This is a genomic window from Pseudoxanthomonas sp. SGT-18, assembly GCF_003931645.1.
GTDB lineage: Bacteria > Pseudomonadota > Gammaproteobacteria > Xanthomonadales > Xanthomonadaceae > Pseudoxanthomonas.
This window is the reverse complement of sequence record NZ_RRYJ01000003.1, coordinates 124,935-147,461: the sequence shown is the minus strand read 5'-3', so window position 1 is coordinate 147,461 and position 22,527 is coordinate 124,935. Positions and strand designations below refer to the sequence as shown.

The window sequence follows — 22,527 nt, the reverse complement described above, 5'->3', positions numbered from 1 at the left end:
CGGTTCAGACGTCGCCGTCCTCGGCCCAGCCCTCGCCGCTGCCGCGGTGCAGGACGCGGTCGCCGTCGCGCACCGCGCCGGCCGGCAGCGCCGGCAGCCCGGCCAGGCGCGCGTAGACCGGGGTGAAGTCCGGCGCGGTGGCGTCCATCAGCTGCTGGAAGCTGTCGATCACGAAATACGTCTTCTGGTAGGTGTCGATCCGGTAGCGGGTGCGCATGATCCGCTCCAGGTCGAAGCCGATCCGGTTGGGCGCGTCCGACTCCAGCGAATACTGCGACTCGCCCGCCGAGGACACGATGCCGGCGCCGTAGATGCGCAGCCCGCCGGCCTGGCGCACCAGGCCGAACTCCACCGTGTACCAGTACAGCCGGGTCAGGTTCTGCAGCGCCTCCGGGCCGATGCCGTGCGCCTTCACCCCGCCGCGGCCGTATGCCTGCATGTAGTCGGCGAACACCGGGTCCATCAGCAGCGGGACGTGGCCGAACAGGTCGTGGAACAGGTCCGGTTCGGCGATGTAGTCGATCTGCTCCGGGCGCCGGATCCACCAGGTGACCGGGAAGCGGCGGTTGGCCAGGTGCTTGAAGAAATCCAGCTCCGGCAGCAGGCCCTCGACGCCCACCAGGGTCCAGCCGGTGGTCGCGCCCAGCACCTCGTTGAGCTGGTCGAAGCGCGGGATCGCGCGCGCGTCCATGCCCATCGCGTCCTGGGCCCGCAGGAACTCGTCGCAGGCGCGGCCGACCAGCAGCCTGCGCTGGCGCTCGTAGAGCGTGCCCCAGGTGGCGTGGTCGTCGGCGCTGTAGTCGTCCCAGGGCTGCTCGACGATGGCGGTGGTGTAGACCGGGACATAGCCCTTGTCGGTCTGCAGGCGTTCGGATTCGACGCGGCGGGGCGTGGCCATGGCGGGGTCTCCGGAACTGGCGGGGCGTCCCCCAGCCTAGGACCGATCCCGCGCAACCGGGTTGCAAAGTTGCGGATATCCCGGCGCCTGGCGCAATGTTGTTGCGTCACAACCGTGGTGCACTGCAACGAATGGCCGCCACCGTCGAACTCGACCGCACCGACCTGCGCCTGCTGGCCCTGCTGCAACAGGAAGGCCGCGCCGCCAATGCCGAACTGGCGGCGCGGGTGAACCTCAGCCCCTCGGCCTGCCTGCGCCGGATCCAGCGGCTGGAGGCCTCCGGGGTGGTCACCGGCTACGGCGCGCGCCTGGACCCGCGCGCGCTGGGCCTGGGCCTGCAGGCCTTCGTTCGGGTGCAGCTGGAGAAGCACGGCACGCCCGGCATCGACCGCTTCGTCGCCCATGTGCAGGACTGGGAGGAGGTGGTGGCCTGCCATGCCCTGACCGGCGACATGGACTACCTGCTGCACGTCTACGTCGAGGACCTGGAGCACTTCTCGCGCTTCCTGCTCGACCGCCTGCTCAACAACACCGGGGTGGCCGACGTGAACTCCAGCTTCGTGCTGCGCACCGTGAAAGAATCCCGCGGCCTGCCACTGCCGCGGCGCTAAGGTGGCGGCAACCCGCCCGGCGGGAGTTGCCATGTACAAGGTCATCGGAGGCGTGCCGATCCAGCCGGTGCACCGCGCCAGCTGCCACTGCGGCGCGGTGCGGCTGGAGGTGGAACTGCCGGACGGCGTGGTCGACCCGCGCCGCTGCGACTGCTCGCTGTGCCGGCGCAAGGGCACGATCGTGGCCACCGTGCCGCTGCACCGCCTGCGCGTGGCCGCCGGCCGGGAGCACCTGCGCCTGTACCAGTTCAACACCATGACCGCGCGCCACTGGTTCTGCGGCATATGCGGCATCCACACCCACCACCAGCGGCGCTCGGACCCGAACGAGTACGGGCTCAACGTCGCCTGCCTGGAGGGCATCAATCCTTTCGACCTGGGCGAGGTGCCGACCAGCGACGGCATCAACCATCCCTCCGACCGCGCGCCCGGCTGAGCGTCCCGGGGGATGGCCGACGGCACGGGTGCGCGGCGCCTTGCAGCGTCGATAATCCCCCTGCCCCGGTCCGTGGACACACAGGCAAGGGGGACGCCATGAAACCGTTGCTGTTGACCGCCGCAGCCACCCTGCTGCTGGCTTCCTGCGCCAGCGCATGGCCGGATCGCGCCGACCCGGGCGCAATCACCGACCTGCCCCCGCGCTTCCAGGTGCTCGACGCCGCTACCGGCGCCACCTCGCCGGTGGCCGGGCCGGCCTGCCGCAGCCCGCTGCTGGATCCGCGCGACGGCACCCGCCTGCGCCTGCTGCGCTCCACCGGCGGCCTGGGCGACTACACGCCGGAAACGACGCCGCGCTACGGCCTGTCCGCGCGCCAGGCGCTGCGCATCGACTGCAATACCGGCATCGCCATCGCCATCGGCGCGGTGCCCGCGCCGCGGTGACGCTGCCTTGCGGCGCGAGTTGGCTCCAGGTGCCAGGCAGCAGGTCGGGTCAGTGCGCGACCGGAAGGTTCCAGTTCTCGGCCTCCTGTCCGCAGCGCTGTTTGCGGCGCTCTGGTGGCTCAAGTTCGTAGGCACCGAAGGACAGGCGCCATCGCGGGCACTGGTGGTCAGCTTCGTGCTGGCGCTGCTGCATGGCTGGCCGGCCCTGTTTGCCTTGATGCGCAGCCCCGGGGCCGGTCCGTTCGACCGCTCGGTGCGTGCGGCCTTGATCGTGCTGGCGCCTGTCGCCGTCATGCTGGCGCTTGCCGCTTGCGACGTCCTGCTGCCGGCGGCGGCGTGGCCGGATACGGCCACTGGCATCTGGCTGTTCTGCCAGCTTGTTGCGGTGCCGGCGTGCTGGGCACTCGCCCGCCTGGACTTTGCACGCCGTCGCTCGTCGGCCTGACGCTTCACCCGGTCAGGTGCAGCAGGACGCGTGGCGCGCTCCCGTCGCCCGGCGGGCAGGACGACGGTAGCCAATGACGCCGGCGCGGACGGGGCGGCCGCGCCGCGTGGTGTCAGAAGCGGTTGTCGCCGTCCAGGATGCGGCCCAGCCCGCCCAGCACCGAGCCTTCGCCGCGGTTATGGCCGCCGGCCTGCGGCGCGGCCTGCAGCATGCGTCCGGCCAGGCGCGAGAACGGCAGCGACTGCAGCCAGACCTTGCCCGGTCCGGTCAGGGTGGCCAGGAACACGCCCTCGCCGCCAAACAGCATGCTCTTGATGCCGCCGACCGGGCGCACGTCCATGCTGACGCTGGCGTGGTAGCCGACCACGCAGCCGGTATCCACGTCGATGCGCTCGCCGGCGGCCAGCTCGCGCTCGACCACGCAGCCGCCGGCATGGATGAACACCCAGCCGTCGCCCTCGAGCTTCTGCATGATGAAGCCCTCGCCGCCGAACAGGCCGGTGAGGATGCGGCGCTGGAAATGCACGCCGACCTGCACGCCGCGCGCGCCGGCCAGGAAGCTGTCCTTCTGGCAGATGATGCGGCCGCCGTGCTCGTCCAGCTTCATCGCCAGCACCGTGCCCGGGTAGGGCGCGGCGAAGGCCACCTTGGCCTTGCCGCTGCCGGTGTGGGTGAACATGGTGGTGAACAGGCTCTCGCCGGTGATCACGCGCTTGCCGGCCGCCAGCAGCTTGTCCATGAAGCCGCCGCCCTGGCCGCGGTGCGAGCCGTCGCCGAAGATGGTGTCCATCTGCACCGCGGCGTCCTTGAACATCAGCGCGCCGGCCTCGGCGATGGCGCTCTCGCCCGGATCCAGCTCGATCTCGACGAACTGCATCTCCTGGCCGTGGATGCGGAACTCGATCTCGTCGGCGCGGGCGCGGCCGGCATTGCGCGGCAGCGGCGGCGGCGTGGCGGCCGGGTCGCCGGGCACGCCGTCGACCAGCTCGGCGATGTTGCGCACCGGCAGCCAGTCGCCCATGCCCTCGCGCCAGGCCAGCAGGCCGGGGTTGCGCGCGGCCTCGGCGCGCGCGCTGTCGGTGTCCATGGGGCCGAGGCGGCGGTTGCTCGCGGGGTCGTGCAGGTACCACTGGGTCATGGCGGCCTCCTGGGGGGGAATCGCGGGCCGAGTCTAGGACCGCGCGCCGGGATGCGCAGGTGCCGGATGTCAGCCCGGCACCAGGGGCCACGCCCGGTGTTCAGCCGGGGTTGGCGGCCACCTGCAGCACCGCGGCTTCGGCGGCGCAGTCGCGTTGCGGTACGCGGCCGGCGGCGCGCGCGGCAGCGAGCTCGCGGCGCGCGGCGGCCAGGTCGGCCTGGAACGCCGGCTCGGCCTGCAGCCGGGCGAAGGTGGCCATGCCCATGAAGCGGCCCTCGACCACGTCGCTGGTCCAGTGCACGTTGCACACCACCCGGCTCTCGCCGAAGGCGCGGCCGCGCGCCAGCAGGGCATCGCTGTGGCCCGGCGCGGCCTGCGCCAGCACCAGCGACCACAGCGTGCCGATCGCGGTATGCCCGGAGGGATAGGAACCACTGTGCGCCAGGCGTGCCTCGTCCTGCGGGGTGCAGGTGGGCGCGTGGTTGGCCAGGAACGGCCGCGGGCGCTTGTAGTGGTCCTTGGCCTTGCGGGTGGAGCGGGAAGCATCGGCCAGGCTGCGGCGCAGCAGGCGCCAGGTGGCCGGGGTGTGTTGCAGGTCGATCTCCACGCCCAGGGCGCAGGCGAACAGCGGCGCGGCCTGCGGGAACTGCAGCTCCGCGTCCACCGCGGCCTGGGCGAAGCGCGGGGTACCGTGCAGCGCCAGCGCCGCTTGCATGCGCGCCTGGTCCAGCGCGGCCGCTTCTCCGGACGGCGGCGGCGGCAGCAGGGCCAGGCTGTCGGGCACGGCGGCGTCGGGCAGGTAGCCGATGGCCCAGCCGGGCCGGCTTTCCGGCACGCCGTCGGCGGCCAGTGCGGGCGCGGGCGGGGTGGGGCGCGCGCTGCACGCGGCCAGCGCGGCGCCAAGCAGGACGGGAACCAGGGCCCGCCGCCAGCGGGCCGGCGCGGGGGCGGAAGCGGAAGGCATGGGAGGTCCTGCGCAGGGGAACAGGCCGCCGATTATCCGCGGCCCACCGTGGGCGCGGATGTGCGGGCGGTCATGCCGCCGGGCTCAGGGCTCCGCGGGAGGTCCGCGCCGCGGCGGCGGGAAGCGCAGCACCACGCCGCGCACCGGTGGCCGACGGTGCCACAGCACCGGCACGTCGCGCGGCGGCGGGGGTTCCAGGGTGTCGGCGTCGGTGCCGGCCTGGGGGGAGCCGGCGTCCTCCTCTTCGTCCTCCCAGCTGTAGCGCGGGCGTGGCGGCAGCGGGTCCGCGCGCCACCACAGCAGGCCGGCGAGCAGGCCTGCCAGCGCCCCGCCCAGGTGCGACTGCCACGACACCCCGGGCTCGTGCGGGAGCACGGTCACCAGCATGCTGCCGTAGAACAGGAAGCCGATCATGCCGGCGGCGATCGAGGCGCGGTCGCGCCGGCGCAGGCCCAGCACGGCGACCATGAACATCAGGCCATGGGTCAGGCCGCTGGCGCCGAGGTGGCGGCTGCCCGGATCGCCCAGCAGCCAGGCGCCCAGGCCCGAGCCCAGCCACAGCAGCGGCAGTGCGCGCAGGGTGGCGCGCGGATACACCGCGCCGGCGAGGGTGCCGAGGATCAGGATCGCGCCGGCATTGGCGCCCAGGTGCTCCGGCGAGCCGTGCAGCAACGGCGCGGCGAGCAGGCCGATCCACTGGCCGATGTCGCGCGGCGCCACTGCCAGGGCGCGCACGTCCAGCCCGGGCTGGGAAACGAACACCACCAGCAGCAGGAACACGAAGGCCAGGCTGGCGTTGAAGGCGCGCAGGATCCTGCGCCGGTCGCTGCCGGCCTGGGGCATGGGTTCGGTAGGGGCGTCCATGAACCCTGCATGGCGCCTGCCTGGCGCCGAATCAACCGGGTCCGGACAAAAAGAAGGGCGCGGGAGGGCGCGCCCAAGGAGCCACTCACCCTGCCGGGAGAGAGAGAAGGCAGCACCGGGAGAGCCCGGTCGCCGGGTCCGGCGGCCACCCTGCCAGGCGCCGGACCAATGCACGGCGCAACGTTGTCACAGGCGTCGTTAACGTTTCATCTGTGACCCGTGAAGCCGGCATTGGGCGGCCGCGGTTACTGCCGCAGGTCGCGTAGCGGCGCCGGCGCCGGCTGCCCCGGGGTGGCGCGCCAGGGGTTGATGTCCAGGCCGCCGCGGCGGGTATAGCGCGCCTCCACCGACAGCCACTGCGGCCGGCAGCGGGCCAGCACGTCCAGGAAGATCTGCTCCACGCACTGCTCGTGGAAGCCGGCATGCTCGCGGTAGCCGGCCAGGTAGCGCAGCAGGCTGCCGCGGTCGATGCGCGGGCCGCGGTAGCGCAGGTGCACGCTGCCCCAGTCCGGCTGGCCGGTCACCGGGCAGTTGGACTTGAGCAGGCCCGAGTGCAGGTATTCCTCGGCCACCTCGGCCGGATCGGCGCGCAGCACTTCCGCCTGCGGCGGGCCGTAGTGGTCGATGTCCACGTCGGCATCGTCGATGCTGGCGCCTTCGGCGCCTGCCGCCATCGGCGGCAGGCCGAACTCCACCCGCACCGCGGCGCCGGCCGCCTGCGACAGGTCCGCGGCGATGCGTGCGCGCAGCGCGCCGGCATCGGCGAAGCGCTCGCCGTTGAGCGAGTTGAGGTACAGCTTGAACGACTTGGACTCGACCAGGCAGGGCGAATCGGCCGGCACCAGCACGGTCGCGGTGGCCGCCTGCGGGCGGCCGCGGCCGTCCAGCCAGCCCAGTTCGTAGGCATGCCAGCGGTCGTGGCCGGTGAATGGCAGCGCCGCGCCTGCCTGCAGGCCCAGTTCGGCGCGGGCGCCGGCGCGCGGGATCGGGAACAGCAGCGTCGGGTCGTAGCGGGTCGGGTAGGCGACCTCGCGGCCGAGGCTGGAATCGTGCGGGGTATTCATCGGCACATTCTAGGGAAGCGCGCCTGCACGGCGCTTGTCCGCCTCAGCGCGGCGCCAGCGCGATCAGGGCGATGGCGGCGATGGCCAGGGCGATGGCGGCGCGGTTGAGCCGGGAGGTGGGTTCGCCGAAGGCCAGCACGCCGACCAGGGTGCCGGCCACGACCACGCCGATGTTCATGGTCGCGAACACCGTGGCCGGGCTGTCCGGCAGCGCCTGGTGGGCGCGCACGTAGAACACGATGTTGCCGAAGTTGAGCAGCCCCAGGGCCAGGCCCGCGGCGGCGTGGCGCAGCCCCGGGCGCATGCCTTGCGCCAGCATCCGCCACAGCTGCCAGGCGGACATGCCGAAGAACGCCAGCACGAAGGCCACCAGCAGCGCGGCCGATGCCGGGGTGCCGGCCATGGCCAGGCGCTTGAGCACCACGTCGACCACGGCGAAGCCGGCCCATACCGCCAGCAGCAGGAGCCAGCCGCGACTGCCGGAGGGCGCAGCGGCCGGGCGTGCCAGGATGCCCAGCACCGCCAGCAGGCCCAGGCCGAGGCCGGCCAGCTTCATCGCCCCGGCGCGCTCACCGAAGAACACGAAGGCCGCGGCCAGCGACAGCAGCAACGACAGCCGCTGGGCCACGTCGGTGCGCACGATGCCGGCGTGGCGCACCGCCGCGGCCAGCACCAGGAACAGGGTCGGCAGCAGCGCCGCCAGCACCAGCAGCGCACCCCAGGGTGCGCCAGGCTGGTGCAGGGCGGCCGCCGGCGGCTTGAGCAGCCAGGCCGACAGCAGGGCCGCGGCCAGGTAGTTCCAGGTGACCATCTGGCCCACGTCCCAGCCGCGGCGCGGCGCCAGCTTCAGCAGCACCGAGACCAGGACGCTGCAGGTCACGCTGAGCAGGAGGAAATGCATGCGCGGGGAGGCGGGCGGGAAGGCGCCATTGTCGCCGAGTGGCGGGCGCGGCAGCCACACCGGCGCCGCGCGGCCGGTCTGTATCATGTGCGCATGACCGCAAGCGCCTTCCCCGACGAGTCGACCACCCTGATGCTGCCCGGCCCGGCCGGCGCGCTGGAGGTGGCCGTGGACCTGCCCGAACCGGGCGACGCCCGCCCGCTGGTGGCGGTGGTCTGCCACCCGCTGCCGACCGAGGGTGGGACCATGCACAACAAGGTGGTGACCATGGTCGCGCGCGCGCTGCGCGAGCTGGGCGCGACCACGGTGCGCTTCAACTTCCGCGGCACCGGCGCCTCCGAGGGCGAGTTCGACCGCGGCGTCGGCGAGCGCGAGGACCTGCGCGCGGTGGTGGACTGGGTGCGCGCCGCGCGCCCGGGCCAGGCGCTGTGGCTGGCCGGGTTCAGCTTCGGCTCCTACGTCAGCCTGTCCAGCGCCGCCGAGCTGGCGCCCGATGCGCTGATCTCGATCGCGCCGCCGGTGGCCGGACGCGGCTGGGACTTCTCCGGCATCCAGATCCCCGAGGTGCCGTGGCTGGTGGTGCAGGGCGACCAGGACGAGATCGTCGACCCGCAGGCGGTGTACGACTGGATCGATTCGCTGCCGCGCAAGCCGCAGCTGGTGCGCATGCCCGAGACCAGCCACTTCTTCCACCGCAAGCTGATCGACCTGCGCGGCGCCATCCAGCACGAGGTCAAGGGCTGGCTGTCGCAGGCATGAGCGCAAGCGGCGTGCGCACCCCCTCGCAGGTCTACGCCGAGGGCGCCGCGGCCGGGCGCTGGCGCGACGACCCGGCGCAGCACCCGGCCCTGCGCGAGCTGGACCGCATCCACCAGGCGCTGCTGGCGCCGCCTTCCGGCGGCCTGCTGTCGCGCCTGTTCGCGCGCCCGGCGGCGCCGGTGCGCGGCCTGTACTACTGGGGCGAGGTCGGGCGCGGCAAGACCTTCGTGGTCGACCTGTTCTACGAATCGCTGCCGTTGCCGGTGTACTCGCCGGGCACGGACAAGCCGCAGGTCAGCAACGGCAAGTACCGCACCCACTTCCACCGCTTCATGCGCGGCGTGCACGAGCGCCTGCGCGAGCACGCCGGCGAGGCCGACCCGCTGGCGCACATCGCCCGGCGCTGGCGCGGCGCGCTGAAGGTGCTGGTGCTGGACGAGTTCTTCGTCACCGACATCGGCGACGCCATGCTGCTGGCGCGCCTGCTGGAGCGGATGTTCGCCGAGGGCGTGACCCTGGTGACCACCTCCAACACCGCGCCGGAGAACCTGTACCGCGACGGCCTGCAGCGCGCCAGCTTCCTGCCGGCGATCGACCTGCTGCAGCAGCACTGCACCGTCCTGCGCTCCGATGGCCAGGAGGACTACCGCCTGCGCGCGCTGACCCGTTCCCCGGTGTACCGCGCGCCGCTGGACGAAGGCTCCGACGCCTGGCTGGCCGAGCGCTGGCGCGAGCTGAGCGGTGGCGACGCGGCCCACGCGTGCAACATCGAGATCGACGCGCGCAAGATCCCGGTGCGCGGCCGCGGCAAGAGCATCGCCTGGTTCGACTTCGCCGCGCTGTGCGACGGCCCGCGCGGCACCACCGACTACATCGAGATCGCGCGCGAGTTCAACACCGTGCTGCTGGGCGGCATCCCGCGCATGGGCGCGGTGAACGAGGACGCGGCACGGCGCTTCGTCAACCTGGTTGACGAGCTGTACGACCGCCAGGTCAACCTGGTGTGCACCGCCGACGCGGCCCCGCCGCAACTGTACGAAGGCCAGCGCCTGGGCGGCGCGTTCGAGCGCACCGCTTCGCGCCTGATCGAGATGCAGAGCGCCGAGTACCTGGCCACCCCGCACCGCGCCTGAGCCTCAGCGCGGCGCCGTGCGCAGGCGCCAGGCGCACAGCCACAGCCAGGACAGGTACAGCGCGACCACCGCTTTCTGCGAGGCCCCGCGCGGCAGCTCGCGCCACAACGCGTGCAGCCACAGCCCGGCGAAGGCCAGCAGCGCCAGCAGCAGCGCCGCCAGGGCCCGTCCGCGCCAGTGCGGATCGCGGTGCAGCGCAGCGGACTGCAGCAGCATGCCGCTGCCGACCAGCAGGAACGCGGCCATCGCCGCGATGCGGTGGACCAGCGCCTCCAGGTCGTCCACCGGGTACCCGGGTGCCGGTCCCGGCCAGGCGGCGGTGGCCGCCAGCGCCAGCGCGCCGCCGCACAGCAGCACGGGCACCAGCGCGTAGCGCGCCCGCGGCTCCAGCGTGCGCCGCAGTTCCAGCGCCAGCAGCACGATGCCCAGGGCCAGGCCGTAGTACCCCGCGCGCAGCCACGCGCTCCAGGCACCGGACAGGTACAGGCTCAGCGGCGCCAGCCAGGGGTCGTATTCCGGGCGCAGCGCCTGCACCGCCACCGCGGCCAGCAGGAAGTGGGCGAGGCTGCCCAGCACCAGGGTGCTGGCCACGGACCTGGGGTCGGGGGCAGGCATGCGCATGCCGGCAGTGTCGCAAAGGCGCGGGGCTGGCGCAGGCGGCGGCCCGGACGAGTCCGCCAACAGGGTGCCTGTTCCGAGATATGGGGTTGCCATGATCCTGGTACCCCACTATCTTGTGTCGCGTCGGTACCCGCGCCGCGGCGCGGGTTTAAAAGGGAAGTCCGGTGGGCCGCAAGGCGAATCCGGCACTGCCCCGCAGCGGTAACCGGAAACGAACCCGCACCAACGCACTGGGCCAGGGCCTGGGAAGCGGCGGAAGTAGGCGGAGGGAAACCTCCACGTCCGGAAGTCCGAAGACCTGCCGACAGCCGCGCCAAGCACACCGCGCGGTGCCGGTCACGGAATCCCCGGAGGGGGGAAGACTGGCGAAGCAGGGTCCGCCGCAGCCGCGCTGCGTCGCGGCCGTTGCGACGCTGCCTTCGCATCCTCCGCATCCGCACCGGATCCGCGTTCCCCGAGGGAGGGACGCGGGGTGCATCACGCCACGGAGGATGCGCATGACATCCCAGGACACCCCCTCGCCGGTCGCCGGCGCGGCCCCGGCCACCGCAGCCATGGCCGCCGCCGGCCACGCGCTTGCCGACGCCCCGGTTCCCACCCCGCCCGCCGCGCGCGCTGCCGCACCGGCCCCGCCGCCGGCAGCCACCACCTGGATCACCAAGGAGGCCGGCAACCGCCGCCTGCCATTCGACCCGGCGCGCCTGGAGCGCAGCATCGATGCGGTCGCGGCCGAGTTTCCCCAGCTGGACATCGGCGACTACAAGCGCGCCGTGCTCGGCTTCGTCGCGCGCAAGCAAGCGCTGTCGGCCGACGACCTGGTCGACCACCTGGTCCGCGAGGCGGAGGCGCGCGTGGACCTGGCCGCGCCGGAATGGGAGTACTTCGCCGCGCGCCTGTACCTGCGCCGCCTGTACAAGCGCGCCAGCCGCAACCGCTTCTACGACGTGGCACGGAAGTACGGTTCCTATGTCGGCCTGCAGGAGAGCCTGGCCGACCGCGGCATCTATTCCAACGACATCCTGCGCGCCTACTCCAAGGAGGAGCTGGAGGAGGCCGGCCGCCTGCTCGACCCGGAGCGCGACAAGCTGTTCACCTACAACGGCCTGTACCTGCTGGCCACACGCTACCTGGCCACCGACCAGGCGCGCAACGTCTACGAGCTGCCGCAGGAGCGCTGGCTGACCATCGCCCTGTACCTGATGCAGGACGAGAAGCCACGCCAGCGGCGCATGCAGCTGGTGGGCGAGGCGTACTGGGCGCTGTCCAACCTGTACATGACGGTGGCCACGCCGACCCTGCAGAACGCCGGCAAGGTCGGCGGCCAGCTGTCCAGCTGCTTCATCGACACCGTCGACGACAGCCTGCAGGGCATCTACGACTCCAACACCGACATCGCCCGCGTGTCCAAGGGCGGCGGCGGCGTGGGCGCGTACCTGGGCTACGTGCGCGCCGCCGGCGCGCCGATCCGCGGCGTGCCCAACTCCTCCGGCGGCGTGGTGCCGTGGATCAAGCAGCTCAACAACACCGCCGTCTCGGTGGACCAGCTGGGCCAGCGCAAGGGCGCGGTGGCGGTGTACCTGGACATCTGGCACCGCGACATCGAGGCCTTCCTCGACCTGCGCCTCAACAACGGCGACCAGCGCCTGCGCGCGCACGACGTGTTCACCGCGGTGTGCATCCCGGACCTGTTCATGGAGGCGGTGGAGCGGCGCGGCGACTGGTACCTGTTCGACCCGCACGAGGTGAAGCAGGCCAAGGGCTGGTACCTGCAGGACTTCTACGACGAAAAGCGCGGCGAGGGCAGCTTCCGCAGCAAGTACCAGGAGCTGGTCGAGGACGGGCGCATCAGCCGCAGGACGGTCCGCGCGATCGACCTGTTCAAGCGGATCATGGTCTCGCAGCTGGAGACCGGGAACCCGTTCATGTTCTACCGCGACGAGGTCAACCGGAAGAACCCGAACAAGCACTGCGGCATGGTGTATTCGTCCAACCTGTGCACCGAGATCCTGCAGAACCAGAGCCCGACCCGGATGATCCAGGAGGTCGTCTCCGGCGACCAGATCGTGACCACGAAGCAGGCTGGCGACTTCGTGGTCTGCAACTTGTCCTCGATCAACCTGGGCCGCGCCGTGGTCCAGGCCGAGGGCCAGGGCGACCTGATCAGCGACGTGCTCGAGCGCCTGGTACCGATCCAGGTGCGCATGCTCGACAACGTCATCGACCTCAACCAGCTGCCGGTGCCGCAGGCGACCATCACCAACCGCAAGTACCGCGCGATCGGCCTGGGCACCTTCGGCTGGCACCACCTGCTTGCACTCAAGGGCATCCACTGGGATTCGAAGGAGGCCGAGGACTACAGCGACGCGCTGTACGAGCGGATCAACCGCCTGGCGATCCAGGCCAGCATGGAGCTGGCGAAGGAAAAGGGCACCTACCCGGCCTTCCCCGGCAGCGACTGGCACACCGGCGCCTACTTCCGCGAACGCGGCTACAACTCGCCCGAGTGGCTGGACCTAGCCGCTCAGGTGGCGGTCAACGGCCTGCGCAACGGCTGGCTGCTGGCGGTGGCGCCGAACATGTCCACCGCGCAGATCGCCGGCTCCAGCGCCTCGATCGACCCGGTCTACTCGGCGTTCTACTACGAGGAAAAGAAGGACTACCGGCGCCCGGTGGCCGCACCCGGCCTGTCGCTGGAAACCTGGCCCTACTACGAGAAGGGCGCGTGGAAGGTGGACCAGTTCGCCTCGGTGCGGCAGAACGCGCGCCGCCAACGCCACGTGGACCAGGCAATCAGCTTCAACCTCTACGTACCTTCCTCGATCCGCGCTTCGGTGCTGCTGGAGCTGCACCTGGAGGCTTGGCGGCAGGGGCTGAAGACGACCTACTACGTGCGTTCGAACGACATCGAGGCTTCGGAATGCGAATGGTGCAGTAGCTGACTGCGCGCGCTCGCGCTTGCCAGGTTCCACGGTCCCGTTGCGAACCGTGGGCCCCGCTCATCAGCCTCCACACCCCCGCGCCTTCGGCGCCCCCCTGACTCAGGGGGGGCTTTCCCCCAGTGAGCTGGTCGCCATGGGCGATTGGCAGAGAGAGACGAACCATGAACGTTGTAGCCGCACCGCGTACTGCCACCCGGCTGGACCGCATCCGCATCCTCGAGCCGCGCCATCCCAACCGTTCGACCGGGATCATCAACGGGACCACCTCGGGCATCCTCAACTGGAACGACATCCCCTACCCGTCGTTCTACCGCGCCTACAAGGAGCTCTCGACCAACTTCTGGATCCCGGACGAGGTCGACATGAAGGGCGATGCACGCCAGTACGGCGAGCTGTCGGCGCGCGAGAAGAACGCCTTCGACTCGATCATCGGCCTGCTGGCCACCCTGGACTCGCCGCAGACCCGCTTCATCTACAACGTGGCCGAGTACATCACCGATCCGGCGGCGCACGCCAACGCGGCGATCATCGGCCAGCAGGAAGTGATCCACAACGAGAGCTACAGCTACGTGCTGGCCTCGATCACCGACCTGGCCAACCAGAACCGGGTGTTCGAGATCGCGCGCACCCACCCGACCATCCTGCGCCGCAACGCACCGATCATGGCCGCATACGAGGACTTCATGCGCGAGAAGACCGCCGAGACCCTGCTGCGCGCGCTGATCCAGTCCTCGATCCTGGAAGGCATCAACTTCTATTCCGGCTTCGCCTACTTCTACAACCTGGTGCGGCAGAACCGGATGGCCGGCACAGGCAAGATCATCAGCTTCATCAACCGCGACGAGCTGGCGCACACCAAGTTCATCAGCGAGGTGATCCGCGCCATCGTCGGCGAGAACCCGGAACTGCAGACCGACGAGCTGACCGACTACGTGCACGTCGCCTTCCGCCACGCGATCGAGCTGGAGACGCAGTGGACCGGCGAAGTGCTGGACGGGATCGACGGAATCGACGTGGACGAGATGATCCGCTACGTGAAGTACCGCGCGAACAAGATGGCCGGGATGCTGGGAATCGAGTCGCTGTACACGGAGACCACCGACAACGTCATGCCCTGGATCCGCGCCTACGCCGACAACTTCACCCAGACCAAGACCGACTTCTTCGAGATGCGTAATGCCTCGTACAAGAAGACCAACGCGGACAACGGATTCGATGAGCTATGAGCCACGTGACTCGTGATTGGTCATTCGTGATCGGAAAGAGCAAAGCTGCTTCGGCGCCAATCACGGGACCCGGACATTGACCTCGAACCCTCGCCTTTATCGAATCACCAATCCCGGCCTTCATGCGCCTCCTGATCGCCTACGCATCCCTCAGCGGCAACACCCGCGACCTCGCACGGCAGGTGCGTGGGCACTGCGAGGCGCATGGCCACGCCGTGACCTGGCTGGAGGCGGGATTGCACGCGCTGGCCGACGCGGGCGATCCGCGCCATGACCTCTACCTGCTGGGCAGCTGGACCGACAACGGCGGGCGCACGCCGGCGGAGATGAAGCAGTTCATCGCCGACCTGGTCGCGGCCGTGGGCAAGCCGGCCAACGTGGCCGTGTTTGGCACCGGCGAGACCCAGTGGGGCGAGGAGTACTACTGCGGCGCGGTGCGGCGCATCGCCCGCTTCTTCGATTCACCCTTCCCGCGCCTGGAAATCGAGCAGATGCCGCATGGGCAGCGCGATGCGCTGGCCATCGCCCGCTGGACCGACCAGGTGCTGGCCGCCACCGGAGCCGCTGCCCATGCAGATCCTGCACGCCGCCTCGCCTGAGGCCCATGCCGCCGCGCTGGCGGCCCATCCCCGCCTGCTGGTGGACTACTGGAAGGACGCCTGCCCGGGCTGCACCATGCTCGATCTTGCGCTGCGCAGGTTCGCCACCGAGCCGGCCGCGCAGGGCCTGGTGCTGCTGAAGGTGAAGCTGGAGGAGGTCGGCGAGGACTTCTTCCGCGGCCTGGGCCTGCGCCAGACCCCGACCCTGGCGCTGTTCCGCGATGGGGTGGAGACGGCGCGGCTGCCGGGCTTCCAAGGCCCCGCGCAGCTGGCCGCGGCAGTCGCGGCGTACCTGTAGCCGTCGCCTCACGCGCGCCTTTCCCTGGATCGGCGATGATCGGGCCGGGCCAACAGGGAGAACGCCGCCATGTCCGAAGCCGTCCCCGCCGAAGCGCGCCCCACCGAGGCGCGCCTGATGAACATGGTCTTCCCCGACCACACCAACCACCTGGGCACGCTGTTCGGTGGCCAGGCGCTGGCGTGGATGGACATGGCCTCCTTCATCGTCGCCTCGCGCTACGCGCGTACCACGGTGGTGACCGCGCGCTCGGAGCAGGTGGACTTCAACCAGCCGATCCACAAGGGCGACCTGGTGGAGGTGATCGCGCGCCTGGTGAAGGTGGGCCGCAGCTCGATGAACGTCGAGGTCGAGGTGATCACCGAGAACCTGCTCAGCGGCGAGCGCAAGCTGTGCACCCGCGGGCAGTTCGTGATGATCGCGCTGGATCCGCTGGGCCGGCCGACGCCGGTACCCAAGCTGTTGGCGGGCGCCGCGGCCGACTAGGCCACCCCGGGATCGATCCCGGGATGGCGCTGTTGCCAGGCGGCCAGCGCCTGGCGGTACTCGTCCAGGGCTTCGGCGTAGAGGTCGTACACGCAGATCGGGCAGCCGCTCTCGCAGCATTCGGACGGCAGCGGCTTTTCCGGGGGCTGCGGCGGTGGATCGTCCGCCGGGAAAACAGGGTCGGGTGGCATCGCGAAAGCGTAGCCGATCACCGTGCCGCGCAGGCAGCCGACCCGGCTGCGCCGCGGACGCCTGTTATTCAGATTTTCGCCACCGATAGTGTGACGAGCTCGGCACTCCCGGCGGCGAAAGACCCCTGTGCAACCGCCCGGGCGGCGCTGCGCCGGGCCAAGGGATCGCTACCAATCCGCAGAGACCGTCGATCGTATTGAGGATCTTCATTAGGCCTGCTCAATCGCCGTGCAGCGGGCGCCGATAGATGGGCACACCCGGAACCGCCCGCGCGGCTCCGGGCATCCCCCGACCAGGCGCCCCGGGCGGCTCCGCCGTCCTCCAGCCGCAACAACCTCCCCCCGAGGCAGTCATGAACGAGTTCCTCCAACGCTTTACCGTCGGCAAGCGAATGTTCGCCGGCTTTGGCTTCCTGCTGGTGCTGATGGCCGCGATCGCCGTGGTTTCGGCGACCTCGCTGTCCACGCTGGAAAAGCACCTGGAAACCATCGCGGTCGAACGTGTCACCAAGACCGCGCTGGCGAACACGCTGTACGACAGCGCCAACCTGCTCAACATCGACATGCAGGCCATGATCCTCGCCGAGAGCGACGAGGAGCGCCTGGCTGCGCAGCAGCGGATCAAGGAAACGCGCGAGAACTTCGCCGCGACCTACGAAAAGCTGGATGCGATGCCGGCGCGGGAGGAAGGCAAGCGCCTGCTGGCGGCCATCAACAAGGCCCGCGTGGACGCGGCGCCGCTGAACGACCATGTCGCCAAACTGGCGCTGGAAGGCAACATCGCCGAGGCCACCACCTATCTCAACGGCGAGGCAGGCGCCGGCCTGAAGACCTGGCGCGAGGCGGTCAACGCCTATGTCGAGCGCGAAGCCCGCCAGATGAAGGCGGCGCACGAGGAGGCCGTGGTGGCCACCAGCCGCGCGCGCACCACGCTGTTCGCGGTCCTGGGCATCGCAATCGTCTTCGGGGTGTTTCTGGCGGTGGTGTTCACCCGCAGCCTGACCGGCCCGCTGGGCCTGGCCGCGGCGGCCGCCCGCGACCTGGCCGCCGGCAGGACGGATGGCACCCGCCTGGTCGGCGGTGCCGATGAGGTCGGTGACGTCCTGCGCGCCGTGCAGGCCACCCGCGAGTCGGTCCAGACCGTGATCGAAGCGACGAAGGAGATGGGCCGCCAGCACGACCTCGGCGCGATCTCCGCGCGCCTGGATCCCAGCGTGGTCCAGGGCGACTACAGCAGCCTGATGGAGGTCGTGAACGCGGTCGTCAACGAGCACGTCCAGGCCGCGCTCACGGCCGGGCGCCTGGCCGGCGCCTACGCCCGCGGCGACCTGCACGACGACTTCCCGCGCGTGCCGGGCGAGAAGGCCGTGCTGATGGAGGCGATGGACGGGGTGAAGGCCAACCTGCTGGCGCTCAGCGAGGAGATCGGCAACCTCAGCACCGCCGCCGTGCATGGCGACTTCAGCCAGCGCGGCGACGAATCCCGCTTCGAGTTCGGCTTCCGCGACATGGTCGCCAACCTCAACCGCCTGATGCACACCTCCGACACCAGCCTGCAGTCGCTGGCCCAGGTGCTGCAGGCGGTGGCCGACGGCGACCTGACCGTGCGCATGGACGGCGACTACGAGGGCGTGTTCGCGCAGATGCGGGATGCCGCCAACACCACCGTGCAGAACCTGACCAGCATCGTCAGCCGCATCCAGGAGGCTTCCGGCAGCATCAACACCGCCGCCGCCGAGATCTCCCAGGGCAACGCCGACCTGGCGCGCCGCACCGAGCAGCAGGCCGCCAACCTGGAGGAAACCGCCGCCTCGATGGAGGAGCTCACCTCCACCGTCAAGCAGAACGCCGAGCATGCGCGCCAGGCCAACCAGCTGGCCATCGGCGCGGCCGACGTCGCCTCGCAGGGCGGCGCGGTGGTCGGCGAGGTGGTGCAGACCATGACCGCCATCGAGGATTCCTCGAAGAAGATCGCCGACATCATCTCGGTGATCGACGGCATCGCCTTCCAGACCAACATCCTGGCGCTCAATGCCGCGGTGGAAGCGGCGCGCGCCGGCGAGCAGGGCCGCGGCTTCGCCGTGGTCGCCTCCGAGGTGCGCACCCTGGCCCAGCGCTCGGCCGGCGCCGCCAAGGAGATCAAGCAGCTGATCGACGACTCGGTGGGCAAGGTCGCCAATGGTTCGGCGCTGGTGCAGAAGGCCGGCACCACCATGGGCGAGATCGTGGCCAGCGTGCACCGGGTGACCGACATCATGTCCGAGATCTCGGCCGCCTCGCAGGAGCAGACCGCGGGCATCGAGCAGGTCAGCCAGACCGTGGTGCAGATGGACGAGACCACCCAGCAGAACGCCGCGCTGGTGGAGGAGGCTTCCGCCGCGGCGCGCTCGATGGCCGAGCAGGCCGGGCAGCTGGTGGAGGCCGTGGCGGTGTTCCGCCTGGCCGATGGCCTGGGCCAGTCCGCGCTGCGCGCGCCGGCGCACAGGCGCCCGGCGGTGGCAGCGGCCCGGCCAGCGCCTGCGGCGCGCCCGCGCGCGGCCGCGGCGGCGCCGGTGGCGGCGGCGACCGCCGACGACGGCGAGTGGCAGGAGTTCTGATCCCCCGCGTTCCGGAAGGCCGTCCCTCGCGGCCTTCCAGGCAGGAAGACGCCGGCTTCGCGCCGGCGTTTTCCTTTGTGGCGCGGCCTCAGCCGAGGGCGATCCCGGCCGCTTCCAGCGCGCTGCGGGTCGGCGCGTCGCCGTCCGGGGCCACCGGCCGGGTCAGCTCCCACAGGAAGCGGACGCGGAAGCCAGCGGCTGCCGCGTCCTGCGCGGTCCACAGCACGCAGTAGTCGCGCGCCAGGCCGCATACGTGCACCTCGTCGATGCCGCGTTCGCGCAGCCAGCCGGCCAGGCCGGTGGCCGGGCGGCTGCCGCCGGGGCCATGGTTCTCGCGGAACGCACTGTAGGAATCCACCTGCGGCCGGGTGCCCTTGCGCAGCACCAGGTCGGCCGCGCTCCAGTCCACCCGCGGGTCCAGCGCGGCGCCGGGCATGCCCTGCACGCAGTGGTCCGGCCACAGGGTCTGTGGCTGGCCGTGCAGTTCGACCTGCGCGAACGCTTGGCGACCGGGATGGGCGCTGGCGAAGGAAGCGTGCCCGCGCGGGTGCCAGTCCTGGGTGGCGACCACGGTGCGGTAGCTGCGCGAGCGCAGCAGCGCATCGATGGCCGGGACGATGGCATCGCCCTCGTGGCAGGGCAGGGCGCCGCCGGGCATGAAGTCCGGCTGCAGGTCGACGACGATCAGGGCGGTGGTGTCGGGATGCATCACGGGGAACCGGGCCTGCCGCGGCATGCGGCGGGCCTGCAATGATGCCGCGGATGCCCCGCGCGGGGCATCCGCCCGCGCGCGGCCTCAGGCGATCGAGGCGCGGTAGATCGACTCGATCGAGGCATCGAGGGCCTGGTTGAACTCCTCGTCGCACTGCTGCGCGCCCAGGCCCTCGGTCAGGGCGCGGCTGAAGCTGGCGATCACGCCCGGGTTGCGGGCGAGCCTGGCGTTGGCCTCCTCGCGGCTGTAGCCGCCGGACAGGGCCACGACCTTCAGCACCGACGGATGCGCGACCAGCTCGGCGAAATAGCCGTCGATGCTGGGCAGGGTCAGTTTGAGCATCACCGGGGTGGCGGCGTCGATCGTGTCCAGGCGCTGCAGCAGGCCGCGCTTGAGCTCGGCCTCGATCGCCTCCTTGTCGGCGGCCTTGATGTCCACCTCCGGCTCGACGATCGGCACCAGCCCGGCGGCCAGTACCTTGCGCGCCAGCTCGAACTGCTGGTCCAGCACCGCGGCGATGCCGGCGGGGTTGTTGGCCTTGATCACCGAGCGCTCCTTGGTGCCGAACACGCCCTTGGCCTTGGCCCGCGCCAGCAGCTCTTCAAGCCCGGGGATCGGCTTCATCAGCTGCACGCCGCCGTCCTCGGCCTCCAGGCCCTTGTCGATCTTCAGGAACGGCACCACCTGCTTGCGCTCCCACAGGAAGCGCGCCGCCTCCTCGCCGGCGAAGCGGTCGTCCAGGGTGCGCTCGAACAGGATGGCACCGAGGATGCGCCTGCCGTCGAAGGCCGGGCTGGTGACGATGCGCTCGCGCATGCGGTGCACCAGGGCGAACATCTCGGCTTCGTTGGCGTAGGCCGACTCGTCGATGCCGTACAGCTTCAACGCCTTGGGCGTACTGCCGCCGCTCTGGTCGAGCGCGGCGATGAAACCCTGGCCTGAAGCAATGCGGTCACGCTGTTCGCGGTTGATGGTCACGGCTGTTCCCTTGGCTAGGTTCGGGGGCCGACGATCTTAGCCGCCGGCCCGTAAGCGCGACGTGCCGCCGGCGCCAGACAACGCTGTCAGGGCGGCGCCTGCACACCGACATGTGGGCGATCTCGTGCAACATGTCCGCCCGCGCCAAGCCTTCCGCCGCCGTCCCCGATGTCCGTCCAGGCCGCCACCGCCCCACCCCCCGCCGCCGCGGCACAGGCCGCGCTGGCCGCGTTCCTCGCCCGCCACCGCCGCCTGTTCGTGCTCACCGGCGCCGGGATCAGCACCGGTTCCGGCATCCCCGACTACCGCGACGCCGACGGCGCCTGGAAGCGCACGCCGCCGATCACCCTGCAGGCCTTCACCGGCGACGGCCACACCCGCCGCCGTTACTGGGCTCGTAGCCTGGCCGGCTGGGCGCCGTTCGCCGCGGCCCGGCCCAATGCCGCCCACCACGCCCTGGCGGAACTGCAGCGCAAGGGCCGGGTCGCCCGGCTGCTGACCCAGAACGTGGACGGCCTGCACCAGCGCGCCGGCAGCACCGGGGTGATCGACCTGCACGGGCGCCTGGACCACGTGGCGTGCCTGGGTTGCGGCCTGCGCCTGCCGCGCGCCGGCTTCCAGCAGCAGCTGCTGGCGTGCAATCCCGGCTGGGACGCGCACCTGGCCGCGGTGGCGCCGGACGGCGACGCCGACCTGGAAGGCGTGGACTTCGCCGCCTTCCAGGTGCCGGACTGCCCGGCCTGCGGCGGCATGCTCAAGCCGGACGTGGTGTTCTTCGGCGAGAGCGTGCCCCGCGCCCGGGTCGAGGAGGCCACCGCCGCCTTGCACGACAGCGACGCGCTGCTGGTGGTCGGCTCCTCGCTGATGGTCTGGTCCGGCTTCCGCTTCGCGCGGATGGCGGCCGAGGCCGGCATCCCCCTGGCCATCCTCAACCGCGGCCGCACCCGCGCCGACGGGCTGGAGGCGGCCAGGCTGGAAGCCGACTGCGCCCGGGTCCTGCCGGAGCTGGTCGCCGCGTTGTGAGGCGGCGGTGCGGATCGCGCGACGCTGCGATCCGGCCACGGCCTTGCAGCGCCACCGCGGTGGGGCTGCAATGCGGGGCCCACCGGTAACCGCCTCGCCATGAGCCAGCTGTTCACCCCGCTCCACCTCGGTCCCCTGCAACTGCGCAACCGCATCGTGGTCGCGCCCATGTGCCAGTACTCGGCGCACGACGGCGTGGCCTCGGACTGGCACCACATCCACCTCGGCAACCTGGCCCTGTCCGGCGCCGGCCTGCTGATCCTGGAAGCGACCGCGGTGCAGGCCAACGGCCGCATCACCCATGCCGACCTGGGCCTGTGGAACGACGACCAGGAGGCGGCGCTGGCCGCGCTGCTGGCCTCGCTGCGGCGCTGGTCGCCGATGCCGCTGGGCATCCAGCTGGCGCATGCCGGACGCAAGGCCTCCACCGCGCGGCCGTGGGAGGGCGGCGGCCCGATCGCCGCCGGCGAGCCGGGCGGCTGGACCACGGTGGCCCCTTCCGCCCTGCCGTATGCCGGAGACCACCCCCTGCCGCAGGCGCTGGACGCGGCCGGCATCGATGCCCTGGTCGAGGCCTTCGTGGCCTCGGCGTGCCGCGCCGCGCGCCTCGGCCTGGACCTGATCGAGCTGCACGCCGCGCACGGCTACCTGCTGCACCAGTTCCTGTCGCCGCTGAGCAACCACCGCGACGACGCCTACGGCGGCAGCCTGGAGAACCGCATGCGCCTTCCGCTGCGGGTGTTCGATGCAGTGCGCGCGGCACTGCCGGAGCAGGTGGCGCTGGGCATGCGCATCTCCGCCAGCGACTGGGTCGAGGGCGGCTGGGACCTGGAGCAGAGCATCGCCCTGGCGCGGGAACTGGACGCGCGCCGCTGCCACTTCATCCACGTCTCCAGCGGCGGCCTGGATCCGCGCCAGCAGATCGCCGTGGGCCCGGGCTACCAGGTGCCGTTCGCCGCGGCGATCCGCGGCCAGGTGCGCATGCCGGTGATCGCGGTGGGCCTGATCACCGAAGCGCGCCAGGCCGAGGCCATCGTGGCCGGTGGCCAGGCCGATGCCGTGGCCCTGGCCCGCGGCATGCTCTACGACCCGCGCTGGCCCTGGCATGCCGCCGCCGAGCTGGGGGCGAAGGTGCACGCACCGCCGCAGTACCTGCGCTGCGAGCCGCACGGGGCGCGCGGCCTGTTCGGCTGAGGCG

General features: G+C 71.5%; 24 protein-coding genes and 1 riboswitch. Of the genes, 14 read left to right on the top strand and 10 right to left on the bottom strand.

Features of this window, described 5'->3' with window-relative positions; genetic code table 11:
• Positions 1-4: 4 nt before the first annotated feature.
• Complete coding sequence (phhA, locus tag EIM47_RS06085) at positions 5-898, bottom strand: phenylalanine 4-monooxygenase (protein WP_125076400.1); 894 nt, start codon at positions 896-898, stop codon at positions 5-7.
• A gap of 131 nt (positions 899-1,029) precedes the next feature.
• Between phhA and EIM47_RS06080 the strand changes: the two genes are divergently transcribed.
• The 4 genes from EIM47_RS06080 to EIM47_RS06065 all read left to right on the top strand — a co-directional run bounded on the left by EIM47_RS06080 (position 1,030) and on the right by EIM47_RS06065 (position 2,836).
• Positions 1,030-1,509, top strand: a complete 480-nt coding sequence (locus EIM47_RS06080) for an Lrp/AsnC family transcriptional regulator (RefSeq protein WP_019397422.1) — start codon at positions 1,030-1,032, stop codon at positions 1,507-1,509.
• 31 nt (positions 1,510-1,540) lie between these two features.
• Complete coding sequence (locus EIM47_RS06075; protein WP_019397423.1) at positions 1,541-1,945, top strand: GFA family protein; 405 nt, start codon at positions 1,541-1,543, stop codon at positions 1,943-1,945.
• 98 nt (positions 1,946-2,043) lie between these two features.
• Positions 2,044-2,391: a hypothetical protein gene (locus EIM47_RS06070; protein WP_125076399.1), complete on the top strand. Its 348-nt coding sequence runs from the start codon at positions 2,044-2,046 to the stop codon at positions 2,389-2,391.
• A gap of 52 nt (positions 2,392-2,443) precedes the next feature.
• Complete coding sequence (locus EIM47_RS06065) at positions 2,444-2,836, top strand: hypothetical protein (protein WP_125076398.1); 393 nt, start codon at positions 2,444-2,446, stop codon at positions 2,834-2,836.
• A 112-nt stretch (positions 2,837-2,948) separates the two neighbouring features.
• Here EIM47_RS06065 and EIM47_RS06060 read toward each other — a convergent pair whose 3' ends face one another.
• The 5 genes from EIM47_RS06060 to EIM47_RS06040 all read right to left on the bottom strand — a co-directional run bounded on the left by EIM47_RS06060 (position 2,949) and on the right by EIM47_RS06040 (position 7,767).
• On the bottom strand, positions 2,949-3,974 hold the full coding sequence (locus EIM47_RS06060) for a TIGR00266 family protein (protein ID WP_019397426.1): 1,026 nt from the start codon (positions 3,972-3,974) through the stop codon (positions 2,949-2,951).
• Positions 3,975-4,074: 100 nt separating this feature from the next.
• Complete coding sequence (locus EIM47_RS06055; RefSeq protein ID WP_028914314.1) at positions 4,075-4,938, bottom strand: phosphatase PAP2 family protein; 864 nt, start codon at positions 4,936-4,938, stop codon at positions 4,075-4,077.
• Between the two features lie 84 nt (positions 4,939-5,022).
• A complete protein-coding gene (locus EIM47_RS06050) occupies positions 5,023-5,802 on the bottom strand; it encodes a rhomboid family intramembrane serine protease (protein WP_039730770.1) in 780 nt (259 codons plus the stop codon).
• Positions 5,803-6,047: 245 nt separating this feature from the next.
• Positions 6,048-6,866: an NADPH-dependent 7-cyano-7-deazaguanine reductase QueF gene (gene queF / locus EIM47_RS06045; RefSeq protein WP_019397429.1), complete on the bottom strand. Its 819-nt coding sequence runs from the start codon at positions 6,864-6,866 to the stop codon at positions 6,048-6,050.
• Positions 6,867-6,909: 43 nt separating this feature from the next.
• Complete coding sequence (locus tag EIM47_RS06040) at positions 6,910-7,767, bottom strand: EamA family transporter (RefSeq protein WP_125076397.1); 858 nt, start codon at positions 7,765-7,767, stop codon at positions 6,910-6,912.
• Positions 7,768-7,860: 93 nt separating this feature from the next.
• Between EIM47_RS06040 and EIM47_RS06035 the strand changes: the two genes are divergently transcribed.
• Positions 7,861-8,526 (top strand): alpha/beta hydrolase, encoded by a 666-nt coding sequence (locus EIM47_RS06035; RefSeq protein ID WP_028914316.1) that lies wholly within the window; start codon positions 7,861-7,863, stop codon positions 8,524-8,526.
• Positions 8,523-9,659, top strand: coding sequence for a cell division protein ZapE (zapE, locus tag EIM47_RS06030; protein ID WP_028914317.1), 1,137 nt, complete (start codon positions 8,523-8,525; stop codon positions 9,657-9,659). The genes EIM47_RS06035 and zapE overlap by 4 nt, the downstream gene beginning before the upstream one ends.
• A 3-nt stretch (positions 9,660-9,662) precedes the next feature.
• On the opposite strand, the gene EIM47_RS06025 is transcribed toward zapE, so the two are convergent.
• Positions 9,663-10,274: a DUF998 domain-containing protein gene (locus EIM47_RS06025; RefSeq protein ID WP_240626172.1), complete on the bottom strand. Its 612-nt coding sequence runs from the start codon at positions 10,272-10,274 to the stop codon at positions 9,663-9,665.
• Positions 10,275-10,387: 113 nt separating this feature from the next.
• Positions 10,388-10,601: riboswitch (cobalamin riboswitch) on the top strand.
• A 176-nt stretch (positions 10,602-10,777) separates the two neighbouring features.
• On the opposite strand from EIM47_RS06025, the gene EIM47_RS06020 reads away from it, so the two are divergent.
• The 5 genes from EIM47_RS06020 to EIM47_RS06000 all read left to right on the top strand — a co-directional run bounded on the left by EIM47_RS06020 (position 10,778) and on the right by EIM47_RS06000 (position 15,828).
• Positions 10,778-13,219, top strand: a complete 2,442-nt coding sequence (locus EIM47_RS06020; protein WP_125076396.1) for a ribonucleoside-diphosphate reductase subunit alpha — start codon at positions 10,778-10,780, stop codon at positions 13,217-13,219.
• A 161-nt stretch (positions 13,220-13,380) separates the two neighbouring features.
• Positions 13,381-14,445, top strand: coding sequence for a ribonucleotide-diphosphate reductase subunit beta (locus EIM47_RS06015; RefSeq protein ID WP_125076395.1), 1,065 nt, complete (start codon positions 13,381-13,383; stop codon positions 14,443-14,445).
• A 122-nt stretch (positions 14,446-14,567) separates the two neighbouring features.
• Positions 14,568-15,044, top strand: a complete 477-nt coding sequence (locus EIM47_RS06010; protein WP_019397436.1) for a flavodoxin — start codon at positions 14,568-14,570, stop codon at positions 15,042-15,044.
• Positions 15,016-15,342 (top strand): thioredoxin family protein, encoded by a 327-nt coding sequence (locus EIM47_RS06005; protein ID WP_019397437.1) that lies wholly within the window; start codon positions 15,016-15,018, stop codon positions 15,340-15,342. Before EIM47_RS06010 ends, EIM47_RS06005 begins: the two co-directional genes overlap by 29 nt.
• A 69-nt stretch (positions 15,343-15,411) precedes the next feature.
• Positions 15,412-15,828 (top strand): acyl-CoA thioesterase, encoded by a 417-nt coding sequence (locus EIM47_RS06000; RefSeq protein ID WP_125076394.1) that lies wholly within the window; start codon positions 15,412-15,414, stop codon positions 15,826-15,828.
• Here the strand turns inward: EIM47_RS06000 and EIM47_RS05995 are convergent.
• Complete coding sequence (locus EIM47_RS05995) at positions 15,825-16,019, bottom strand: oxidoreductase-like domain-containing protein (protein WP_028914321.1); 195 nt, start codon at positions 16,017-16,019, stop codon at positions 15,825-15,827. The genes EIM47_RS06000 and EIM47_RS05995 overlap by 4 nt on opposite strands.
• Before the next feature lie 353 nt (positions 16,020-16,372).
• On the opposite strand from EIM47_RS05995, the gene EIM47_RS16095 reads away from it, so the two are divergent.
• Complete coding sequence (locus tag EIM47_RS16095; RefSeq protein ID WP_125076393.1) at positions 16,373-18,616, top strand: methyl-accepting chemotaxis protein; 2,244 nt, start codon at positions 16,373-16,375, stop codon at positions 18,614-18,616.
• A gap of 88 nt (positions 18,617-18,704) precedes the next feature.
• On the opposite strand, the gene pncA is transcribed toward EIM47_RS16095, so the two are convergent.
• Together pncA and EIM47_RS05980 are read right to left on the bottom strand one after the other, a co-directional pair.
• Complete coding sequence (pncA, locus tag EIM47_RS05985) at positions 18,705-19,325, bottom strand: bifunctional nicotinamidase/pyrazinamidase (RefSeq protein ID WP_125076392.1); 621 nt, start codon at positions 19,323-19,325, stop codon at positions 18,705-18,707.
• 87 nt (positions 19,326-19,412) lie between these two features.
• Positions 19,413-20,300: a fructose bisphosphate aldolase gene (locus tag EIM47_RS05980; protein WP_037034327.1), complete on the bottom strand. Its 888-nt coding sequence runs from the start codon at positions 20,298-20,300 to the stop codon at positions 19,413-19,415.
• 174 nt (positions 20,301-20,474) lie between these two features.
• On the opposite strand from EIM47_RS05980, the gene EIM47_RS05975 reads away from it, so the two are divergent.
• Positions 20,475-21,329 carry an NAD-dependent protein deacetylase gene (locus tag EIM47_RS05975; RefSeq protein ID WP_019399352.1) on the top strand — a complete coding sequence of 285 codons (855 nt, stop codon included), beginning with the start codon at positions 20,475-20,477 and terminating at the stop codon, positions 21,327-21,329.
• 99 nt (positions 21,330-21,428) lie between these two features.
• Positions 21,429-22,523 (top strand): NADH:flavin oxidoreductase/NADH oxidase, encoded by a 1,095-nt coding sequence (locus tag EIM47_RS05970; RefSeq protein ID WP_125076391.1) that lies wholly within the window; start codon positions 21,429-21,431, stop codon positions 22,521-22,523.
• Positions 22,524-22,527 lie beyond the last annotated feature (4 nt).

Excerpts from the sequence above, each read along its gene's own strand:
- zapE (WP_028914317.1), top strand. The coding sequence starts at position 8,523 with ATGAGCGCAAGCGGCGTGCGCACCCCCTCGCAGGTCTACGCCGAGGGC.
- EIM47_RS05975 (WP_019399352.1), top strand. The coding sequence starts at position 20,475 with ATGTCCGTCCAGGCCGCCACCGCCCCACCCCCCGCCGCCGCGGCACAG.
- EIM47_RS06050 (WP_039730770.1), bottom strand. The coding sequence starts at position 5,802 with ATGGACGCCCCTACCGAACCCATGCCCCAGGCCGGCAGCGACCGGCGC.
- EIM47_RS06060 (WP_019397426.1), bottom strand. The coding sequence starts at position 3,974 with ATGACCCAGTGGTACCTGCACGACCCCGCGAGCAACCGCCGCCTCGGC.
- EIM47_RS06035 (WP_028914316.1), top strand. The coding sequence starts at position 7,861 with ATGACCGCAAGCGCCTTCCCCGACGAGTCGACCACCCTGATGCTGCCC.
- EIM47_RS05995 (WP_028914321.1), bottom strand. The coding sequence starts at position 16,019 with ATGCCACCCGACCCTGTTTTCCCGGCGGACGATCCACCGCCGCAGCCC.
- EIM47_RS05970 (WP_125076391.1), top strand. The coding sequence starts at position 21,429 with ATGAGCCAGCTGTTCACCCCGCTCCACCTCGGTCCCCTGCAACTGCGC.
- EIM47_RS06010 (WP_019397436.1), top strand. The coding sequence starts at position 14,568 with ATGCGCCTCCTGATCGCCTACGCATCCCTCAGCGGCAACACCCGCGAC.
- EIM47_RS16095 (WP_125076393.1), top strand. The coding sequence starts at position 16,373 with ATGAACGAGTTCCTCCAACGCTTTACCGTCGGCAAGCGAATGTTCGCC.
- EIM47_RS06075 (WP_019397423.1), top strand. The coding sequence starts at position 1,541 with ATGTACAAGGTCATCGGAGGCGTGCCGATCCAGCCGGTGCACCGCGCC.
- queF (WP_019397429.1), bottom strand. The coding sequence starts at position 6,866 with ATGAATACCCCGCACGATTCCAGCCTCGGCCGCGAGGTCGCCTACCCG.
- pncA (WP_125076392.1), bottom strand. The coding sequence starts at position 19,325 with ATGCATCCCGACACCACCGCCCTGATCGTCGTCGACCTGCAGCCGGAC.
- EIM47_RS06040 (WP_125076397.1), bottom strand. The coding sequence starts at position 7,767 with ATGCATTTCCTCCTGCTCAGCGTGACCTGCAGCGTCCTGGTCTCGGTG.
- EIM47_RS06005 (WP_019397437.1), top strand. The coding sequence starts at position 15,016 with ATGCAGATCCTGCACGCCGCCTCGCCTGAGGCCCATGCCGCCGCGCTG.
- phhA (WP_125076400.1), bottom strand. The coding sequence starts at position 898 with ATGGCCACGCCCCGCCGCGTCGAATCCGAACGCCTGCAGACCGACAAG.
- EIM47_RS06025 (WP_240626172.1), bottom strand. The coding sequence starts at position 10,274 with ATGCCTGCCCCCGACCCCAGGTCCGTGGCCAGCACCCTGGTGCTGGGC.
- EIM47_RS06070 (WP_125076399.1), top strand. The coding sequence starts at position 2,044 with ATGAAACCGTTGCTGTTGACCGCCGCAGCCACCCTGCTGCTGGCTTCC.
- EIM47_RS06000 (WP_125076394.1), top strand. The coding sequence starts at position 15,412 with ATGTCCGAAGCCGTCCCCGCCGAAGCGCGCCCCACCGAGGCGCGCCTG.
- EIM47_RS06020 (WP_125076396.1), top strand. The coding sequence starts at position 10,778 with ATGACATCCCAGGACACCCCCTCGCCGGTCGCCGGCGCGGCCCCGGCC.
- EIM47_RS06055 (WP_028914314.1), bottom strand. The coding sequence starts at position 4,938 with ATGCCTTCCGCTTCCGCCCCCGCGCCGGCCCGCTGGCGGCGGGCCCTG.
- EIM47_RS06080 (WP_019397422.1), top strand. The coding sequence starts at position 1,030 with ATGGCCGCCACCGTCGAACTCGACCGCACCGACCTGCGCCTGCTGGCC.
- EIM47_RS06015 (WP_125076395.1), top strand. The coding sequence starts at position 13,381 with ATGAACGTTGTAGCCGCACCGCGTACTGCCACCCGGCTGGACCGCATC.